We start from the raw sequence: 17691 nt of genomic DNA, 5'->3' as shown, positions 1-17691 counted from the left end.
CTCCCCGAGCAGCGGGAGACCAAAAAGATCGTGCGACATTAACGTAAGAGTCTAACGAAGTAAATTCTCGTACATCCGCACCATCTGGCTTCGCTGTTGCTTTACCCTTGCCGCCCAATATGACCCCTTGAGAATGTTTGGCATAATGCTCAAATGGTTTCGCCCATTTGAAAAGTCAAGTAATAACTGAAGTTCTTTAGATCCTTCGTTAGCAACAACATCTACATCTTTAACAGTACTTGGGCCGACTTCGCCTGCTACTTTTGCACCTATTCAACTCTTCAATGCTGGCAACGACAACACTTCATCGTACTGTGGCCAGTCTTCCCTTGCGCGCTTTAGCACACCTTGCATCAACTCGTCCAACTCAAGCACTGGCTGCTCGGGCGGCAATTGGTCAAAGGGCACGGCCAGCAGCGGATGATCAATCTTCTGCGGATTGGCTAAACCTTCCCACTGGCGCAGGCGCAGGATATAGAGAATTTCCACCGGCACGCGCTCCAAGTGCCAGTCCTGATTGAAGTCGTAAGAATTCTTCTGGCTCTCTTTGCCGGTTTGCCAAGTGTGGCGGTCACACGCGGCCAACAGGCAGGGCATCAGGTCGTCGGGGCTGGGAGTGCGCCACTTGGCCAACAAGGCTTCGTAGATGGGTTCGTCGTAAGCATAAGCAGGCCATTGATGCGAGACATCGCCCACCCAATCGGCAAACACACGCAGCATAAAGGCTTGGGCGCGGCGGTGCTCCTCTTCATACTCGATGACCAGTTGATGACCACGGTTGAGCGCCGCATGGGTCAAATAGCCTTGGTGGATGACAGCTTCCTTCCAGCCCAGAATCGCCATGGCGGCCATCATGTTGGCAGCGGTTTGGATGCTGTAGTTTTGTTGGCGTCTGTCATTACCTACGGCTTTAGCCAAAACGTCAAACTGCCCCGCCCAAAAAAACAACTGCCAAATGCCTACTTGGTAGTAACGCATCCAGTGTGCCAATTCGGAAAGCCATCGCGGGTTTCCCGTTGCAGTGGCAAGTACTTTGTGAGCCCTTGTCACCGACATCCATTCTGCACGAGCATCTGTTGCATTGTTTCTGTTTGGAACCATCATTGAACGCTTCGGCGAAGCATCCTCGCGAGTAACGTACTCGCGAATACCGGCTATCTCATATTCATCCGAGACATGTGGCCCCTTGGCTATGCGCCCCAGCACACTTTTGTAAGAAGGCCATTTCGGGTTTACGCCCGAGCGCTCGCACTGAATTATTTCTTGGACCATGGTTCCACCTTAAATTCTGCTACACCTGTTTTACCGGGGGCAGGAACACCGACTTTGACGGTCACGCCTTGGACTTTGACGTTTTCAGAAAGCAGCGCTGCTCGCAAAGCATCACGTAACGCTGGGTCCGAATCGGCAATTGAGCTATTACCCAACCACCCTCTCAACCTCGTCGCCGGATCTCCGTGCGGCGTACCGGCCTTATTCACGCCATTCACCGAAGACTTCGCATCCATCACCACCACGGTAATCGTATCGCCATTGATCGCCACCGCGCAGCCATCACAGCCGTGGTTGCTACCGTTCTGCAATGGCTTGAAATTGAGGCCGGTTTTTCCGTTGAGGGTTTGAAGGGCCAGTTGCTCGCCCAACACCCCATCATTTACAAGCGAACCGGTCTTCCAATTGGGAAGGTGCGACAGCGGGATACTTTCAAATGTCTGCCCAAACAGGTCTTCAACCCGGCTGAACTTAGGTGGGCTGATTGCATCAGGAATAACCTGCCCTGGTCCTTTTGCACCTATTCAACTCTTCAATGCTGGCAAAGACAGCACTTCATCGTACTGTGGCCAGTCTTCCCTTGCGCGCTTGAGCACACCTTGCATCAATTCGTCCAACTCAGGCACTGGCTGCTCGGGCGGCAATTGGTCAAAGGGCGCGGCCATCAGCGGATGATGTAGTGGTCAACTGATCCCGGACACGATGTTAAGTTTTTTTTCGGCCTGAGCCGGTGGCAGCCCACCATTAAATTGGTGCGGTCGAATCCAGTTGTACCGGTGCATCAAAAAATGGCTGATATCCCGCTGAGCTTGTTGGACCGTCGTGTAGCCCATGGTCGGTATCCACTCGGTTTTCAGGCTCCTGAACACCCGCTCCATCGGCGCATTATCCCAACAATTTCCTCGCCGGCTCATGCTCTGACGCATGCGATATCGCCAAAGGCGCTGGCGAAAACTCCGGCTTCCATACTGCGAGCCTTGATCGGAGTGGAATAGCAATCCTTGAGGCTTCCCTCGCTGCTCGTAAGCCATGTCCAAGGCCTTGATGACCAAGTCCGCATCCGGCTTTCCCGACAACGCCCAGCCCACAACACGGCGGGCAAAAAGATCTAGCACAACCGCCAGATACTGCCATTTCCCTTGAGCCCAGATGTAAGTGATATCGCCACACCAGACGTGGTCAGGAGCGGGCACATCAAACTCCCGGTTCAAAATATTAGGGATGTCGGGCCGCTCGACCGTCGCCTTTTTGTAAGCATGCGATCCCGGTTGTTTGCTGACCAACTCCAGCTCGCGCATCAGGCTGCGCACCTTGAATCGCCCGATCTGCTCGCCGTCGTCCTGCATCATAGCCATGATGCTACGGCTACCTGGAGCACTGCGGCCTTGGGTGAACAACTCGTTCACCCGACTGCGCAATCGAAGGCGTTCTACATCCGGTGTGCGGCGCCTGAGATGCCGAGCGTAGTAGCACGAGCGGGTCACTTCAAACACCTTGCACAGCCAATCAACCGGCTCGTGGATGCTCAACTGGTCAATCAGCGCGAACGCTCGAGATCTTCCGACATCAAGAGCGCGGTAGCCTTTTTTAAGATCGATTTTTCCCGCTCAAGGCGAGCAATTCGGGCTTCCAGCTCTTGGATTTTCTGCTGCTCCGGGGTCAGCGCTTTGCTCTGCGGGGTGACGCCCGTGCGTTCTTGCTGCACCTGGTCAACCCAGCGGCGCAAAGCAGACTCGCCGACACTAAGCGAGCGGCTGGCCTCAATGAAGCTGTAATCCTGCTTGAGAACGAGGTCGGCAGCCTCGCGTTTGAATTCAGGGGAAAAGGTACGGCGTTGTTTGGTCATGAGACACCTCGTTCTGGCGAGCATTCTCGCCTAAATGGGTGTCCGGTTTCATTAGACCACTACATGATCAATCTGCTGAGGATTGGGCAAGCCTTCCCATTGGCGTAGACGCAATATGTAGAGGATTTCCACCGGCACGCGCTCCATGTGGCATTCCTGATCGAAATCGTACGAATTCTTTTGGCTGTCTTTGCCGGTTTGCCAGGTGTGGCGGTCACATGCGGCCAGCAGGCAGGGCAACAAGTCGTCGGGGTTGGCGGTGCGCCAGTTGGCCAGTAGAGCTTCGTAGATAGGCTCATCATATGCATAGGCCGGCCAAAGATGCGATACATCGCCCACCCAATCGGCAAACACGCGCAGCATAAAAGCTTGGGCGCGGCGGTGCTGCTCTTCGTACTCGATCACTAACTGATGTTCGCGATTAAGCGCCGCATGAGTGAGATAGCCCTGATGGATGACGGCATCCTTCCAACCCAGGATCGCCATCGCGGCCATCATGTTGGCACCGGTTTGGAAGCTGTAGTTTTGTTGGCGAATATGGTTGCCGTAGAATTGATCGTACTGGTGTGCCCAAAAGAATAATTGCCAAACACCTACTTGGTAGTAGCGCATCCAATGAGCCAATTCTTGCAACCATTGCGGGTTGTCTGGGGCAGCGGCAAGAACTTTATAAAGTCTGCCCAGTGCCATTCGCTTCGGGATGATACTTGTCGCATTGTTTTTATTTGGAACCATCATTGGATCAGTGGGCTTTGCATCCTCCCGGGTAACGTATCTACTTATCGCTTCGACATAAAACGCGTCCTCAACATGCGGCCCTCTGGCGATGCGAGCGAGTATGCTTTTGTAGGAAGGCCACCTTGGGTTCACACCCACGCGTTCAAATTGATTTATTTTTTGGGCCATGGTTCCACCTTAACTTCTGCTTGACCTGTTTTAGCGGGTGCTGGCAAACCGACTTTAACGGTAACGCCTTGGACTTTGACTCTACCGCTTTGCAACGCGGACTCCAATGCTGTAGCCAACGCGGGAACAGATTGGCTTATCGAACGATTAGCCAACAACCCTCTCAATCTTGTCTCCGGATCCCCATTGTGCATATTTCGCAGCTACGGCGCTATGAAGCAGGCACAACACAACCGACCATCGAAGTCTTTCGAAGGACCGTTCTGGCTCTGAGTGTCAGCGCCGATATGCTGCTATTTGATGAGGGAGAACGTGGGCCGGATGACCGCCTGAAACTTCAGTTTGAGGCCATTTCCAAGCTGGATGACAAAGAGCGCGAAGCCCTGGAGACAGTGATCAGTAGCGTATTGCACATGCACGACGCCAAGCGCTGGACACAAGCTGCGACTAAAAGAGACAGCTTGCCGGGCCAATAAAACGGGCCAACCTTGAAAAAAGGACCAGTTCTGTGGGGCTGCCGCTGTGTATAACAAATGCTATACAACTCACGTCAGTGCTTCCTGGGTGAAACACTCGTTTTGTATTACAAATGTATAACAGCACCCAGCAGACAGAAACCGGATAACTAATTGATACATATAGAAAATACCCACCTCGCGAGAGGTGCGTGATGTGTATTGAGATTTTTCTCCTGTTAAGGAGCAAAATCTCATGCTGAAAAAGGGCGTATTGAGCAATATAGACCGTAGGTCGTCAGGGTGGGTGCAAAAGGGATGCAACTTGACTGCAGAAAGGATGCAAAAAGAGTGCAAACAGGGTGCAATCAGGGCGCAACAGAAACTGGAAATACCGGCGCAAGAGTGCGCCGGATCTCAGCCAAAGCAAAAAACCTAATGATTAAGACTCTGGCAAAACCGAAAGTACTGCTTTAAAAATATGAGTTCCATCATCAACGGCTGACGATGCTTCATATATTGCTTCGGTCGCTGTCATAAGCGAATTCTCTCCACCAGCTAATGACAGCGCCGATACAGCACGAGCTTGGCCAAACAACTGAAGACCTTCTAGATTTAAGTTTTGCCCTTCACCCAGGCTGTCTTGCAAGTCAAAATACTTCTCATCTAACTGTGCAGCTAAAGCATCTAGCCCAGCAACCTGATCAGTTGTGAGTCTATTACCAGACAGTAGTTGCCTAAGAGACTCGACAACAATAGGCACTTCTACTGGACAAGCCTGGAAAGCAAGTTCGCAAGCCACTTTTACAGCAACTCTTCGTTGCTCCTCACTGACCAACTTAAGCTTTTCTACAAGTCCTTTATCAATCATTTCTAAACGCATAATCATTGTTTAGCCTTTGGCAGTGGTTTTAATGGCGTTGACACATTGGCCCCTGTCGGCTCAATTACGTTCTGACACGATGCACAGACAGGACGTGTCGCACCGATATCAACAACTTTCAATCCGTTAGCGTTGGCATAGCTAACAATATCCGCTTCTGCGTGGCCAGTTCCAACAACTACTTTCTCGCCTTCTTGCAAACTCACTCCAGGACGAAGATAGCCACGAGGTTCACTTGTACTGACCAGAACAGAGCGAACACCATTGGCATCCTCTACTACCGCAACACCCATAGTTATTCGGCCTTGAGAATTCGCAGGTATTTGTGACTGAATTTCACTTACACGACTTTGGATAAGGTTAGATGGGTTGTCGTAGGCAAGACCTCGCTCTAGAGATGTACCTGCGCCTTTTGCACCAACTATCCTTTAGGAGATATCTGCCTCACCCAATCCTCTCTAAGCCCAACCAAAATATTCATAACATTAGAGTAAGTCAAGAATGGTAAAAATAACGCAAAATTGGACAAGCCACATTTCACATCTAAGGGAACGTAAAAATCAACATCCCCCGAGCGACTCGAATTCGAAAAAAGTTCTACATTCAGGTGACTTTCAATACTAGAAATATCAGCAAACAACACCTTATTCGCAACTTCATTATTTCCAAAGAAAAAACCATCAACATATACATCTAACCTTCCACCCTCTATCCCAGTAGAAAATAAAATGTCACCATCTTCAGCTTCCTCATGAAAGAACCCACGACCTAAGGCTTCAACATCTTTCATCCTTTTTTCAAGTGTTCGACGAACCTTCATTGTCCAACGCCTTTTAAAAAATCCCTCAAGCCTTCCTTAGTCGCGGGAAAGCTAAAGGAAAAATTCTGATTTACATTATCAAAACTACCTGTCCCAAGCTTAGAGCCTTCTGGGGATGCATAGCGACCTGTCAGAGTAATTTTTCCTGCACCTTGGGACTGAGCATAAGCAAGCATTTTCTTCAATGGTCCTGCTAATTCAGCGGCCCCATCAGCACCAACGCCAATGAATCCTTTCGAAGTACCTATCGCAAACTCATCAAATGTTATTTCACTTCCGCTCATGGTGACTCTTGGAGAGTAGATGGTTCCCACACCATTAGCTGCATCAAAAGACACTTTACCTAATTCCTTAGGTATTTCTTTTGCACCTGGCAGCAGCAGAGGTTGAGAAACAGCCTTGCTATACGAGCCTACTTCACTAACCCCATTCGGGTAAACAACCTTCATCGCGTCATCAGAAACGGTGACAACGCTGCCCTTCGGCAAGATCTTGCCACCTTTGAGTGTCACCGCTTCGCTCAGTTGCACCGTTGTATTTGCCTGGATGACCTTGCTCTCAACAAAAGTGGCACTACCACGCAGTACTGCCTCACTCGCTTGCTCGACGAATTCAGCTTCAACCGTAGTCGCGACCTTGCGCCCGACCGCAGCGGCTCGCCCAATTGGCAAGACGTCGAGCAAGGTAAAATCCTTTAAGCCACTGATCTCAGCCTTGTACTTAACGCCTTCGATGATGGTGTCAGAAACATCGCTAGATCCGTCGAACAGGCTGATCTCGGGATGTCGGTTTAGCGCTGTTTTAACGCCAAACCGATTGGCATCCGCCTGGAGCGTGCCGCCTGTTGGTCCACAAGAGCCGGCCCCGTTGCCTCCAAATAGGCCGCTGTCTGCTTTTTGCTCGGCGGTAGCCTGGAAAGCCAGCACCGCTTCGCCATGTGCGGTAACAACCGAGCCGTCTCTCCAACGAAGCGGCGTGCCCTGAGCACTCATCTGGTTCACAACCGCTTGGGCAAATTCCATAGCCCTGTAAAAAAGCTCAACCTGCGGATTTCCTCGCTGAGTGGGTGAGTCCAACTGAGCACGCAAAGCTTCGTATTTTCGGGCGGTGCTGTTGTCCAACTGGCTGTCACTAGCCAATGTCAACAATTCCTCCCAACTGAACCCTGACTGATTTTGCTGCACATGATCGCGGGTTAGTTGAGCCGCTTTTTCTTTAAGCAGACGCTTTTCTTCGGGATGCAACTGACGGTTATAGGCCGTCGCATCTTTGGCGATGTCGATCCCGGTTTGCAGATCACCACCCACCATCGCTGCCGCTGTAAGGCCCACTAACTGAGACGCCGCCAATTCAAGCTGCTTATCGCCCTTCACCAACGCGCTTAAACGGTTACTTAACGCCTCGTTTGCTCCCGCGGCCATCGCTCCGGTGACAAAGCCTTCGCCTGCCGCCTCACTGAGCAAACCACCGACCAGCGCATGGAGAGCTGTCTTCTCGATGCTAGCGTTGTCCCACTTCTTATGGTCAGCAAAATCACCAACCGCATTAAAGGCCACACCTCGCAGCACACCCTGTGCCTGCGACACCAACGATTGCTTGAGGTTGTCTCCAAGACTGCCCCCCTGCAACGCCGTCCCGAAACCTGCCTGTACAGCCCCCTGCGCTCCTGAATAAGCCGCAAACTTGCCGATATCCGATGCAGAACTAAGATTGAAGCCTTTGGTGACCTTATTGACGTTATCACCCGTAACTCCAAACGCTGGGTCCAATACCCCCGCAGTGAAACCTGCGGTCAACGCCCCAGTGACATAATTACGAATGCTTTTGCTTGAAGTAATATCCTTGAACGTTGCGCCGATGTTGCCACCGTTGTTGATAAAGCTAACCGCGCTGTTGCTAGCAACTGACGACAGTGCAGCGGTGGCCATGACATTGCCCCATCCTGCGGCCGCTGTACCGGCTGCCGTACCTGCTGACACCATCGCCGAACTGCCAGCGGCGGCCATCGCAGTGCCAGAACCCGCAGACCCCACACCCGCAAACGCCGTACCGAGCGGACCGCTAGCTGCTCCGGCCGTCAGCACCGATACAATAATAATGATCGCCAGCATCGCCCCTTGCCCAAGGCCGGAATGGCTGTACTTGAACGAATCATGCATTTCTTGCACTTGCCGCCAGTCAACATCGCCGCGCCTCTCAGCGTCTTTCAGCCAAGCGAGTTGCGGGTCCGCCTTGACCATCACGTCGATGGTCTCGCTGACGGAGTGCTGGTCGATTTTCTTGATATCGATCTTCAGGCCATCCACTGCCTGAATGGCTACCTTCCCCTGCGCCAGCATTTGAGTCTGGCGTAGCGTCTCGTCGGTATTACCCTTCCCCTTGGCACTGTTCCACGCCAGGTCACTCTTGCTCTTCTCGTGACTCTCCTGATGCAGGTCCTTGACCGCCTCAAACGTCACCGACCCACCACTGACAATCGCTATATCGCCGCCACTTTCAAGCTTGGCGCCCTGGTACAGCTGGTCCCCACCGCTTTGCAGGGTCTGATTGCCGCCACTGGTGATCTGGCTGCCGATGTTCGTGACCTGAGTGACTTCATCACGCTGGGTTTCCTTGCTGCCCCAACTGCCCTTCTTCTTCATGTCATACAGCGAGTAATCACTGTCTTGCGCCGACAGCAACGCCAAGTTGCCACCCGCCACTAGATACGCCTCATCCCCAGCACTGACACGGCTGGCAATCAGCGCTAAGTCCTTCCCAGCGCTGAGCACCACATCCCCCCCAGCCTTAACCGAAGTCGCCACCTGGCTCACATGGTCTTCCTGCGCCTTAACCTTCTTCAGGTTCAACGCCGCATGCTGCTCATCCGCCGCCGAAGCCAAGATCAGGTCCCCACTCGCCGCCATCGCCACATCCCGCTTGGCTTCAATCTGGCTGGCAATCGCAGTCAAATCCCTACCGGCCTTTGCCGACAGGTCGCGACCCGCCGTCACCGACGAGCCGTTCTGCGTGACGGAGCTGCTGTTGGAGCGCGTTTGGGTGTTGGCGTTGCTGTTGACCTGCTCCACCGACCCAAAGCTCAGGTCGCGCCCGGCCTGAATCGTGGTGTCGCGCCCGCTGTCGAGCACGCTGCCCTGGTTGGAGACGTCGCGCCCGGCCTGGATGCTCAGGTCGTTGGCCGCTTCGATACGGGCTGCGCTGCTGAGGAACTCGCGGTGTTCGCTGGAGACGCCGTCGCTGCTGTCGTGACGGGTGACGGTGCGTTCGTTTATCACGTCGCCGTTCACGGCGGTCAGGGTGACGTCGCGGCCTGCAATGATGCCGCCGGCCTTGTTGACGATGTTGTTGCCGGCCAGCAGGTCCAGGCGGTTGCCCGCTTCAATCAAGCCGCTGTTCACCAGGTCATTGCCGGCCTTGGCCGACAGGTTGTTGCTGGCGCGCAGGGTGCCGACGTTGTTGAGGTCTTGCCCGGCGATCAGGCTGACATCGTTACCCGCAATCAGCGCGCCGGTGGGTGCCAGGCGGTTGTTGGCGTTGGCCAGGTACAGCACCGGCACCAGCACTTCTTCGCCGTTGACCACGCTCTTTTCCAGCCAGACGATGTCGTGGGTCAACGCTGCCACTTGCTCGGAAGTCAGGTTTACCCCCACGGCCAGATTCAGCGTTTGCTTGCTGGCGATGGCGTTGTCCATCAGGTGTTTGAACAGTTTCTCGTCGGTGGTTTGCCCGTCGAGAAAGCGTTGGCCGGTGCGCGCGACCACGGCTTGCTGGATCAGGCGCTGTTCGTAGAAACCATCGCCCAGGCGCTTGGCGCTCTCGTCCGGGTTGTAGCCCAGGCCAGAGAGCAGGTAGTCCGAGCTCATGAATTGCTTCATGTCGGTGAGCACGGGGTTGGTTTCGATCAGGTATTTGTGCGCTTGCGACACGCCGCTTCTAGCGGGCAGGCCTTGCACACGGCTGATGGTTTGGCTGTTGACGGTGCTCGGTTGCGTACTGGTTTGAGTCGCAACGGTGGCCACGGCGTCATGCGGAGCAAGCGTTGGGAGCGAAGCCGGGCGCTCAGGCGCGGTAACAGCAACCCGTGCATCTCGCTCAACCAGGACCGGCGAAAGGTCGACGGCGGGTTGGGCACTGCCACTTAACGCCGCGATACCGTCGACATGCGCGATACCGCCAGCGGTCGTGCGGCCGGACTGTTGCACGACAGCATCGGCACTGCCGACGCCGGCAGCGTTGACCGCGCGTGCACTGGCATCAATGCTGCCTGCGGTACGGGCCGCGACGCTCAGTGCGTGGGTGCTTGCGGACACCTGGGCGACGTCGCCCAGTTGAAGCGTGCGTGCCGAGTTCGCTGGAAGGGTTTGTTGACGTTGCGCCAGGTCGACTCTCGCGCCGCCGAGTGTCCAGTTCTGCGGGCCTGTAGTGCCTTGGGCCGCTTGCCCTTGGGTGGCGCCCTGCCCGCTCAGGCGGAACAAGCCGTTCTGACCGGTAGGCAAGGTGAAGCCTGGCAGGCTTACTGCGTTGACTTGCCGTTGCGCCAGGTCCGGTCGCAGTTGCGCGTTGATGGAAATGGCGGTGGAGTGGCCGCTGCCCGCGCCGGTCTCTGCCTTGGTACGGTGCGCATCACTTTGATCGGAAGGCGGCGACGTAGCTTTTTTTAATACGGATATTGCCCAGAAGAACTAAAAGTCCATAATGGACAAATTAGTTTATTTGCAGAGATCGCCATGTCCAGCACGCCCCGCGTGATCAACCAAGCCCAGGCTCGCGAATTACTCGCCCAGATCGATGTGCCTCACATCCTGCGCAAGCTGTTTCGCGACCTGGCCGCAGGGCTTGCAGTGCAACCGGCGCAACAGTGGGTGGCGTTCCCGCAGGGCGCCGGCGACTTTATCAACTACCTGGGCGTGCTGGCCGAAGACGGGGTTTACGGGGTCAAGACCTCGCCGTACATCGTGCGCGAGCAAGGCCCGCTGGTGACGGCATGGACGCTGTTGATGTCGATGCGCACCGGCCAGCCCTTGTTGCTCTGCGATGCGGCTGAGTTGACCACCGCGCGCACCGCCGCCACCACAGCATTGGCGGTGGACGCCCTGGCGCCGGTGGCAGCACGGCGCCTGGCGATTATCGGCAGCGGCAAGGTTGCCCAGGCGCATCTGCGTTATGTGCAGAACCTGCGCGACTGGCAGCACATCAGCCTGTATTCGCCCAGCCTGAGCCGAGCAAATGCCGAGACCCTCGCCCACCTCAAAGGCCTGGACCCACGCCTGACCCTCGCCCAGACCTGCGACGCGGCCGTGGAAGATGCCGACGTCATTCTGCTCTGCACCTCCTCGGCAGGCCCGGTGATCGACCCGACACGCTTGCGCAAACCCGCACTGATCACCTCCATCAGCACCAATGCCCCGCGCGCCCATGAAGTGCCGCCTGCGAGCCTCGAGCACATGCACGTGTTCTGCGACTATCGCCAGACTACCCCGGGCGCGGCCGGTGAGATGCTGATCGCCAGTGAACGCCACGGCTGGGACAAGCGCGCCATCGTCGGCGACCTGCCCGAATTACTCAGCGACATGGCGCAGCGCCCGGACTACGACCGCCATGTGTTTTTCCGCTCGATCGGCCTGGGCCTGGAAGACATTGCGCTGGCCAATGCCCTGTACCAAATCCAGCGCTAAGCGCTTTAAGGAGACGTTTATGAGCCATGCAGATTTCATCATCATCGGCGGCGGCATTGCTGGCGCGTCCACAGGTTTCTGGCTCTCGCAGCATGGCAAAGTGCTGATGCTGGAGCGCGAAAACCACCCGGCCTATCACTCCACCGGGCGTTCGGCGGCGCTCTATACGGCAGCTTATGGCACCCCGCAAGTGCGCGCGCTGACCCTGGCCAGCCGCGAGTTCTTCGACAACCCACCCGCAGGCTTCTGTGAGCACCCGCTGCTGACGCCGCGCGGCGAAATGACCGTGGATTTCAGCGGCGACCCAGCGGAGTTGGAGAGCCAATACCTGAGCGCCAAGGCCACCGTGTCGCAGGTCGAGCGGCTGAGTGCCGACGAGGCCTGCGCGCGGTTGCCGATCCTGCGCCGTGAAAAAGTCCATGGCGCAATCTTCGACCCCACCGCCAGCGACATCGACACCGACGCTCTGCACCAGGGTTATTTACGCGGCATCCGGCGTAACCAAAGCGAAGTGCGCACCGACAGCCACGTGCTCGGTTTGAACCGTGACGCCGACGGCCTGTGGCATGTGAGCACCCAGGATGCGACGTACACCGCGCCGATCATCATCAACGCCGCCGGCGCGTGGGCCGACCATATCGGCGGGCTGGCTGGCGCGGCGTCCATCGGCCTGCAACCCAAGCGCCGTTCGGCGTTTATCTTCGCCGGGCCCGAAGGCGTGGACACCCATCATTGGCCGATGCTGGTGGCCCTCGACGAAGCCTTCTACATGAAGCCCGACGCCGGCATGTTCCTGGGCTCACCGGCCAACGCCGACCCGGTTGAACCGCAAGATGTGCAGCCCGAAGAACTCGACATCGCCATGGGCATCTATCAGATCGAAGAAGCCACCACCTTGACCATCCGCCGCCCGACGCGGACCTGGGCCGGCCTGCGCAGTTTTGTGCACGACGGTGATTTGCTCTCGGGCTTCGATCCGCAGGTGCCCGGGTTGTTCTGGGTGGCGGCACAAGGCGGCTATGGCATCCAGACATCACCGGCCATGGGCCAGGCGAGCGCAGCCCTGGTGCGTGGCGCGCCGCTGCCGGAGCCGTTGACGCGATTCGGCCTGGACGCTGGTATGCTCTCGCCCGTCCGCCTGGAGCCGCATTAATGAACACCGCCGAACACGACAAGGTCATGCAGAACTTCCGCGCGATTGCCGATGCGATCGCCACGTTGTTCTTTCCCCACGCGGAAGTGGTGCTGCATGACCTGCGCACGCAAAAAGTCGATTACATCGCCAATAACCTGTCCAAACGCGCCCTCGGTGACGACTCATCGTTGGAGGACATGCTCAGCGATGACGTCAGCGAAGTGAATATCGGCCCGTACGAAAAGCTCAATTGGGACGGTCAGAAAATTCGCAGCCTGAGCACCGTGCTCCACGACCACAAAGGTCACCGGCTGGCGGTGCTGTGCATCAACCTGAATATCTCGCTGTTCGAAAATGCCAAGGCGGCGTTGGATCTGTTCCTGTCGCCAAGCAAGCTGATCCCGCAACCGGACTCGCTGTTTCGTGATGACTGGCAGGAACGGATCAACACCTTCTTGCATGCGTGGATGCGCGAGCGTCAGTTGAGCCTGAACCTGCTGACCCGCGACCATAAGCGCGAACTGGTGTTGGCGTTGCATGCCGAAGGCGCGTTCAAGGGCAAGAGCGCTTCGAACTATGTGGCGAATGTGCTGGGGATGGGGCGGGCGACGGTTTACAAGCACCTTAAGGAATTGAAGGGCTGAGCAGATAATCTTCGAAACACCACCGGTCAACTGTGGGAGCTGGCTTGCCTGCGATAGCCATAGGTATCTACACAACTTTCAAAGGCCACCACATCCCCGCGAAAGCGGTGGGTCAGTCAACATCAATGTTTGCTGAGCCGACGCCTTCGCGGGCAAGTCGAATCGTCGCACCGCCGCTCCCACACTTGGCTGAGTTCAGCTTCAAAGATCAGGTCGCCTCGGCTTCGCTTTTGATCTTGATCTGTTTTTGATCTCAGGCGCCCCGTTAACCACGCTGGCCGCACCGAGCCTAAGCGAGGTGCCGAGTGGTGGGGCAAGAGCGTTTTGCTTACTTTTGCGCTGTTCAAAAGTGAGCCGCCGTAAGGGCGGAACCCATAGCAGCCGTGATCCAAATAACGGATATGTACCCAGCGGCCCCTCGTCAACCACAGTACTCAACCCGTAAAAAAGATGTGTAGATACCTATGCTGCGATAGCGGTGCATCAGCCAATGAAGAATTGACTGACAGACAGCTATCGCAGGCAAGCCAGCTCCCACATAGACCTAGGCTAGGTTCAAAACCGTATTCACAGTCAGTCGCCGTAGATATCCGACTTGAAGTACTTCTGTGAAATCTTCTGGTACTCGCCACTGGCGCGGATGCCGTCGATGGCGGCATTCAACTCGCTGACCAACGCGGTATTGCCTTTGCGCACCGCAATCCCAGCGCCCTCGCCCACGTATTTGGGGTCCTTGAGTTCCGGGCCGACGAAGGCGTAGCCCTTGCCGCGCGGCATGTTCAGGAAGTCACTCAGCGGGATGGTGTCGGCAAAGATCGCGTCCAGGCGCCCCGACGCCAGGTCCATGTAGATCTCTTCGTTGTTGCTGTAGCGCTTGACCTTGATGCCCTTGGGCTCGAACACCTCGGTGGCATAACGGTCGGTGGTCGTGGCGCGTTGCACGCCGATGGTTTTGCCTTTGAGGCTGGCGTACTGGTCATCCACCACCGCACCGTCCTTCATCACCAAGCGCGAGGAGGTGAAGTAATACTTGTGGCTGAAGTCCACCGACTTCTTGCGGTCTTCGTTGATGGTCATGGACGACAGGGCCATGTCGATTTTCTTCACCTTGAGGGAAGGAATCAGGCCGTCGAACTCACCTTCCACCCACACGCACTTGGCTTTCATCTGCGCGCACAGGGCGTTGCCGATGTCGTAGTCGAACCCCTCGATCTTGCCCTCTTGCGTCTTGGACGCGAACGGCGGGTACGCCGCCTCGATGCCGATACGCAGGGGTTTGTCGGCTGCCAGCACATGGCTGGAAGCAATCAGGCTCAGGGCCAGAGCGGTGATAAGCGTGCGTTTCTTCATGATCGTTGTCTCGCAAGTTGTTGTTGGTTTGGCAAGAAGTGAAGAAAGAAAGGAGCCGGCGGAACATTTTATGTACTTATAATTCCATATTGGACTTTTGTGTATTGCTCGTCAATCCGCCTGATTCATCCACGCCAGCGCCATAAAACCTCCCATGAAGCTCCATACCTGTTGGCCAGACTGGGCGCCCATAGACGGCGTTAAAGGCTTGAGGTTTTATGTTTCGAACCATAACGGCGAGCATCCTGATGATGTCCTCTTGCTTGGCTGCGGCGGTGGATGCAGACGCCCTAAGCCGCGAACAAAGCATGGCGATCGACCGCTATGTAGCCGCCGAAATGGCCCGGCAGGGCTTGCCGGGGCGGCCCTTGGGGATTTATCGAAACGGCCGGGTCGTGCTCGCCAAGGGCTATGGTTTTGGCTGGGAAATCCGCTCGATCAACGGCCACCGGGTGGTCGAGCACGGTGGCTCTTGGCAGGCTTCACGTCGCACCTCTCTCGGTTTAGCGACGACAAACTGACCGTGGTGGTGTTGACCAACCTCAATGCCGAATACAGCTACCCAGAGGTCATCGTGCGTGGCGTGGCCGGCCTGATCGAGCCTGAGCTGAAATGAGTGCGGCGGGCAAAATTATTGCCCATCTCCATCGTCCCTCCACAAAACCTCCCATAAAAGCGCACGTTTGTTGCGCACAATGCACCGACCACGGTCGAATGGCATCACCCAAAGGCTATGATCAACATTCGAACACGGCAACGGACGGCAGCCAAGACACGGCAGATAACCGCGAGCACAGGGATGGGACGGCGCGCGACCAATTCACCGAGCAGACCATGAATGATTTTCCCGTTGCATCGATGCCCCGACCGGACAACGCCCGCGAAACTCAGGCGCTGGTACTGATTGCGGAAGACGAGCCCGAGATCGCCGACATCCTGATTGCTTATCTCAAACGCAGCGGTTTTCGCACCGCCCACGCACTCGATGGCCGGCACGCCTTAGAAATGCACCTGGCACTCAAGCCGGACCTGCTGTTGCTGGACGTGTTGATGCCTCACGTGGATGGCTGGCAGGTACTCGCCGAAGTGCGCCATCGCGGCAATACGCCGGTGATCATGCTGACGGCGCAGGATCAGGACATGGACAAGCTGATGGGCCTGCGCATCGGGGCCGACGACTACATCGTCAAACCGTTCAACCCGGCAGAGGTGGTGGCCCGCACCCAGGCGGTGCTGCGCCGCTCCCTCGATTACAGCTACCGCGCCTGCCCCACAGTGTTGCGGGTGGATGCGTTTGATATCGACCTGGAAAGCTATGAAGTCACGGTGACTGTCGCCGGTAAAAAAGTGCCGCTGGCCTTGACCGTCACCGAGTTCCGCTTGCTGGCCCAGTTGGCCAAGGCGCCGAAACGGGTGTTTACCCGCGCCGAACTGCTGGCCCAATGCTCCCCGGAAAGTGACAGCCTGGAACGCACGGTCGACAGCCACATCAGCAAACTGCGCCGCAAGATCGAAGACCTCGGGTTGCAGGGCGTGCCCACCAGCATTCGGGGCGTCGGCTACCGTTTTGGAAGTGCCTCGTGAAAATGTTTAACGGCTTGAGCCGTCAGATCATCCTGTCGATGTCCGTTGTGGTGTTGTGCGTGATCGCGTTGGCGGTGATTGGCTCATACATTTTCTACGCGTTGCTTTGGACGTACTGGCCGCTCACCGATGACGAAGTGGATCAGTGGCTGCCGGCCAGTGCCGAGTGGATATGGATGGGCTTGACCACGTGCGTGAGCTTGGCGGTGGGTTCGATCGTGGCGCTGAAATTATCTCGGCGGATCCTGATGCCCTTGAACTCGGTGGCCGAGAACCTGCGCAAACTGGCGGACGGCGACTTGGACGTGCAAGCCGTGGCCGGCGACCAATCCATTGGTGAGGCGGCCATTCTGGTGGATGACTTCAATAGCATGGCCAAACGCTTGCAGCGTATGGCACAGGAGCAGGCGTTCTGGAATGCAGCGATTGCCCACGAACTGCGCACGCCCCTGACCATCCTGCGCGGGCGCCTGCAGGGTTTGGCCGAAGGCGTGTTCGAGCCCGACACCGCGCAGTTCTACAGCCTGCTGGGCCAAGTGGAAGGCTTGACCCGCGTGATCGAGGATTTGCGCGTCGTCGGCCTGGCCGACAGTGGCTACCTGGAACTCAACCTGCAGGAAGCCGACCTGGCCACGGGGATTGAAGAAGATGTGCGGCTGTTCGAACCGAGCCTGGCGGACGCAGGGTTTGTGCTGCAGCTGGACATGCAACGCCGCACGATGCGCTGCGACCCGGCCAGGATCCGCCAGGCCTTGTTGGCGCTGCTGGACAATATCCGCCGGCACGCGACACCGGGCAACGTCGTCGTGCATTTGAGTACCCGCGATTCAATCAATTACCTGCGCGTGCGCGATGACGGCCCCGGCATTGACGAGGGTTTCGCCAAGCACATATTCGAGGCCTTCCAACGCGGTGAACACTCCCGCTCCCGTGCCCAGGGTGGCAGCGGCCTGGGCCTGGCGGTGGTACGCGCGATTGCCCTCGCCCATGGTGGGGCCGTGACCTGCCGACGGATGGAAAACGGCGGAACGCTGTTCGAACTCAGCTGGCACGCTTGATTTAACCAGGGACTGCGATGCGTATTTTTTCCTGGGGGTTCACGCGAACCGCCCGCTATCGAC

General features: G+C 56.6%; 15 protein-coding genes and 1 pseudogene. 7 read left to right on the top strand and 9 right to left on the bottom strand.

Annotation, left to right across the window (positions count from 1 at the left end; translation table 11 throughout):
• Nucleotides 1–273 precede the first annotated feature (273 nt).
• From KZH41_RS12160 to KZH41_RS30285, 4 genes and pseudogenes are all read right to left on the bottom strand, one after another.
• Nucleotides 274–948 carry a hypothetical protein gene (locus KZH41_RS12160; protein WP_318654903.1) on the bottom strand — a complete coding sequence of 225 codons (675 nt, stop codon included), beginning with the start codon at nt 946–948 and terminating at the stop codon, nt 274–276.
• Between the two features lie 308 nt (nt 949–1256).
• Entirely contained in the window at nt 1257–1646 is a 390-nt protein-coding gene (locus KZH41_RS12155) for a hypothetical protein (RefSeq protein ID WP_263273626.1), read from the bottom strand.
• 309 nt (nt 1647–1955) lie between these two features.
• A protein-coding gene (locus tag KZH41_RS12150) for an IS3 family transposase (RefSeq protein ID WP_094953915.1) occupies nt 1956–3118 on the bottom strand; the annotation gives its coding sequence in 2 pieces (ribosomal slippage) (nt 1956–2866 and nt 2866–3118; 1164 coding nt in all).
• A 63-nt stretch (nt 3119–3181) separates the two neighbouring features.
• Nucleotides 3182–3730 (bottom strand): annotated as a pseudogene (locus tag KZH41_RS30285) (hypothetical protein); the annotation flags it as partial.
• 482 nt (nt 3731–4212) lie between these two features.
• Between KZH41_RS30285 and KZH41_RS12140 the strand changes: the two are divergent.
• Nucleotides 4213–4500, top strand: coding sequence for an RstR family transcriptional repressor (locus KZH41_RS12140; RefSeq protein ID WP_263274875.1), 288 nt, complete (start codon nt 4213–4215; stop codon nt 4498–4500).
• Between the two features lie 421 nt (nt 4501–4921).
• On the opposite strand, the gene KZH41_RS12135 is transcribed toward KZH41_RS12140, so the two are convergent.
• The 4 genes from KZH41_RS12135 to KZH41_RS12120 form a co-directional block, all read right to left on the bottom strand.
• Nucleotides 4922–5368 (bottom strand): hypothetical protein, encoded by a 447-nt coding sequence (locus KZH41_RS12135; RefSeq protein WP_263274874.1) that lies wholly within the window; start codon nt 5366–5368, stop codon nt 4922–4924.
• The gene (locus tag KZH41_RS12130) at nt 5365–5655 is read right to left on the bottom strand and encodes a hypothetical protein (protein ID WP_141230115.1); all 291 of its coding nucleotides are present in this window, start codon (nt 5653–5655) and stop codon (nt 5365–5367) included. Before KZH41_RS12130 ends, KZH41_RS12135 begins: the two co-directional genes overlap by 4 nt.
• A 128-nt stretch (nt 5656–5783) precedes the next feature.
• Nucleotides 5784–6182, bottom strand: coding sequence for a hypothetical protein (locus KZH41_RS12125; protein ID WP_226501951.1), 399 nt, complete (start codon nt 6180–6182; stop codon nt 5784–5786).
• Nucleotides 6179–9874: a DUF637 domain-containing protein gene (locus KZH41_RS12120; RefSeq protein ID WP_263275100.1), complete on the bottom strand. Its 3696-nt coding sequence runs from the start codon at nt 9872–9874 to the stop codon at nt 6179–6181. Before KZH41_RS12120 ends, KZH41_RS12125 begins: the two co-directional genes overlap by 4 nt.
• A 1035-nt stretch (nt 9875–10909) precedes the next feature.
• Between KZH41_RS12120 and KZH41_RS12115 the strand changes: the two genes are divergently transcribed.
• Genes KZH41_RS12115 through KZH41_RS12105 form a run of 3 tightly spaced genes read left to right on the top strand, consistent with a single transcriptional unit; the run spans nt 10910 to nt 13636 of the window.
• Nucleotides 10910–11857, top strand: coding sequence for an ornithine cyclodeaminase family protein (locus KZH41_RS12115; protein WP_263274873.1), 948 nt, complete (start codon nt 10910–10912; stop codon nt 11855–11857).
• 19 nt (nt 11858–11876) lie between these two features.
• Nucleotides 11877–13010 carry an NAD(P)/FAD-dependent oxidoreductase gene (locus tag KZH41_RS12110; RefSeq protein ID WP_263274872.1) on the top strand — a complete coding sequence of 378 codons (1134 nt, stop codon included), beginning with the start codon at nt 11877–11879 and terminating at the stop codon, nt 13008–13010.
• Entirely contained in the window at nt 13010–13636 is a 627-nt protein-coding gene (locus tag KZH41_RS12105) for a transcriptional regulator (protein WP_094952087.1), read from the top strand. The genes KZH41_RS12110 and KZH41_RS12105 overlap by 1 nt, the downstream gene beginning before the upstream one ends.
• A 573-nt stretch (nt 13637–14209) precedes the next feature.
• On the opposite strand, the gene KZH41_RS12100 is transcribed toward KZH41_RS12105, so the two are convergent.
• Nucleotides 14210–14986 (bottom strand): ABC transporter substrate-binding protein, encoded by a 777-nt coding sequence (locus KZH41_RS12100; RefSeq protein WP_094952086.1) that lies wholly within the window; start codon nt 14984–14986, stop codon nt 14210–14212.
• Between the two features lie 218 nt (nt 14987–15204).
• On the opposite strand from KZH41_RS12100, the gene KZH41_RS12095 reads away from it, so the two are divergent.
• The 3 genes from KZH41_RS12095 (at nt 15205) to KZH41_RS12085 (ending at nt 17628) form a co-directional block, all read left to right on the top strand.
• A complete protein-coding gene (locus KZH41_RS12095) occupies nt 15205–15507 on the top strand; it encodes a hypothetical protein (RefSeq protein WP_176462971.1) in 303 nt (100 codons plus the stop codon).
• Between the two features lie 313 nt (nt 15508–15820).
• Nucleotides 15821–16570, top strand: coding sequence for a response regulator (locus KZH41_RS12090; RefSeq protein WP_094952091.1), 750 nt, complete (start codon nt 15821–15823; stop codon nt 16568–16570).
• On the top strand, nt 16567–17628 hold the full coding sequence (locus KZH41_RS12085; RefSeq protein ID WP_094952085.1) for an ATP-binding protein: 1062 nt from the start codon (nt 16567–16569) through the stop codon (nt 17626–17628). Before KZH41_RS12090 ends, KZH41_RS12085 begins: the two co-directional genes overlap by 4 nt.
• Nucleotides 17629–17691: the final 63 nt, after the last annotated feature.

Source organism: Pseudomonas sp. YeP6b, assembly GCF_025642995.1.
GTDB lineage: Bacteria > Pseudomonadota > Gammaproteobacteria > Pseudomonadales > Pseudomonadaceae > Aquipseudomonas.
Note: the sequence above shows the minus strand (reverse complement) of the source record. Positions and strands in the feature narration are given on the sequence as shown.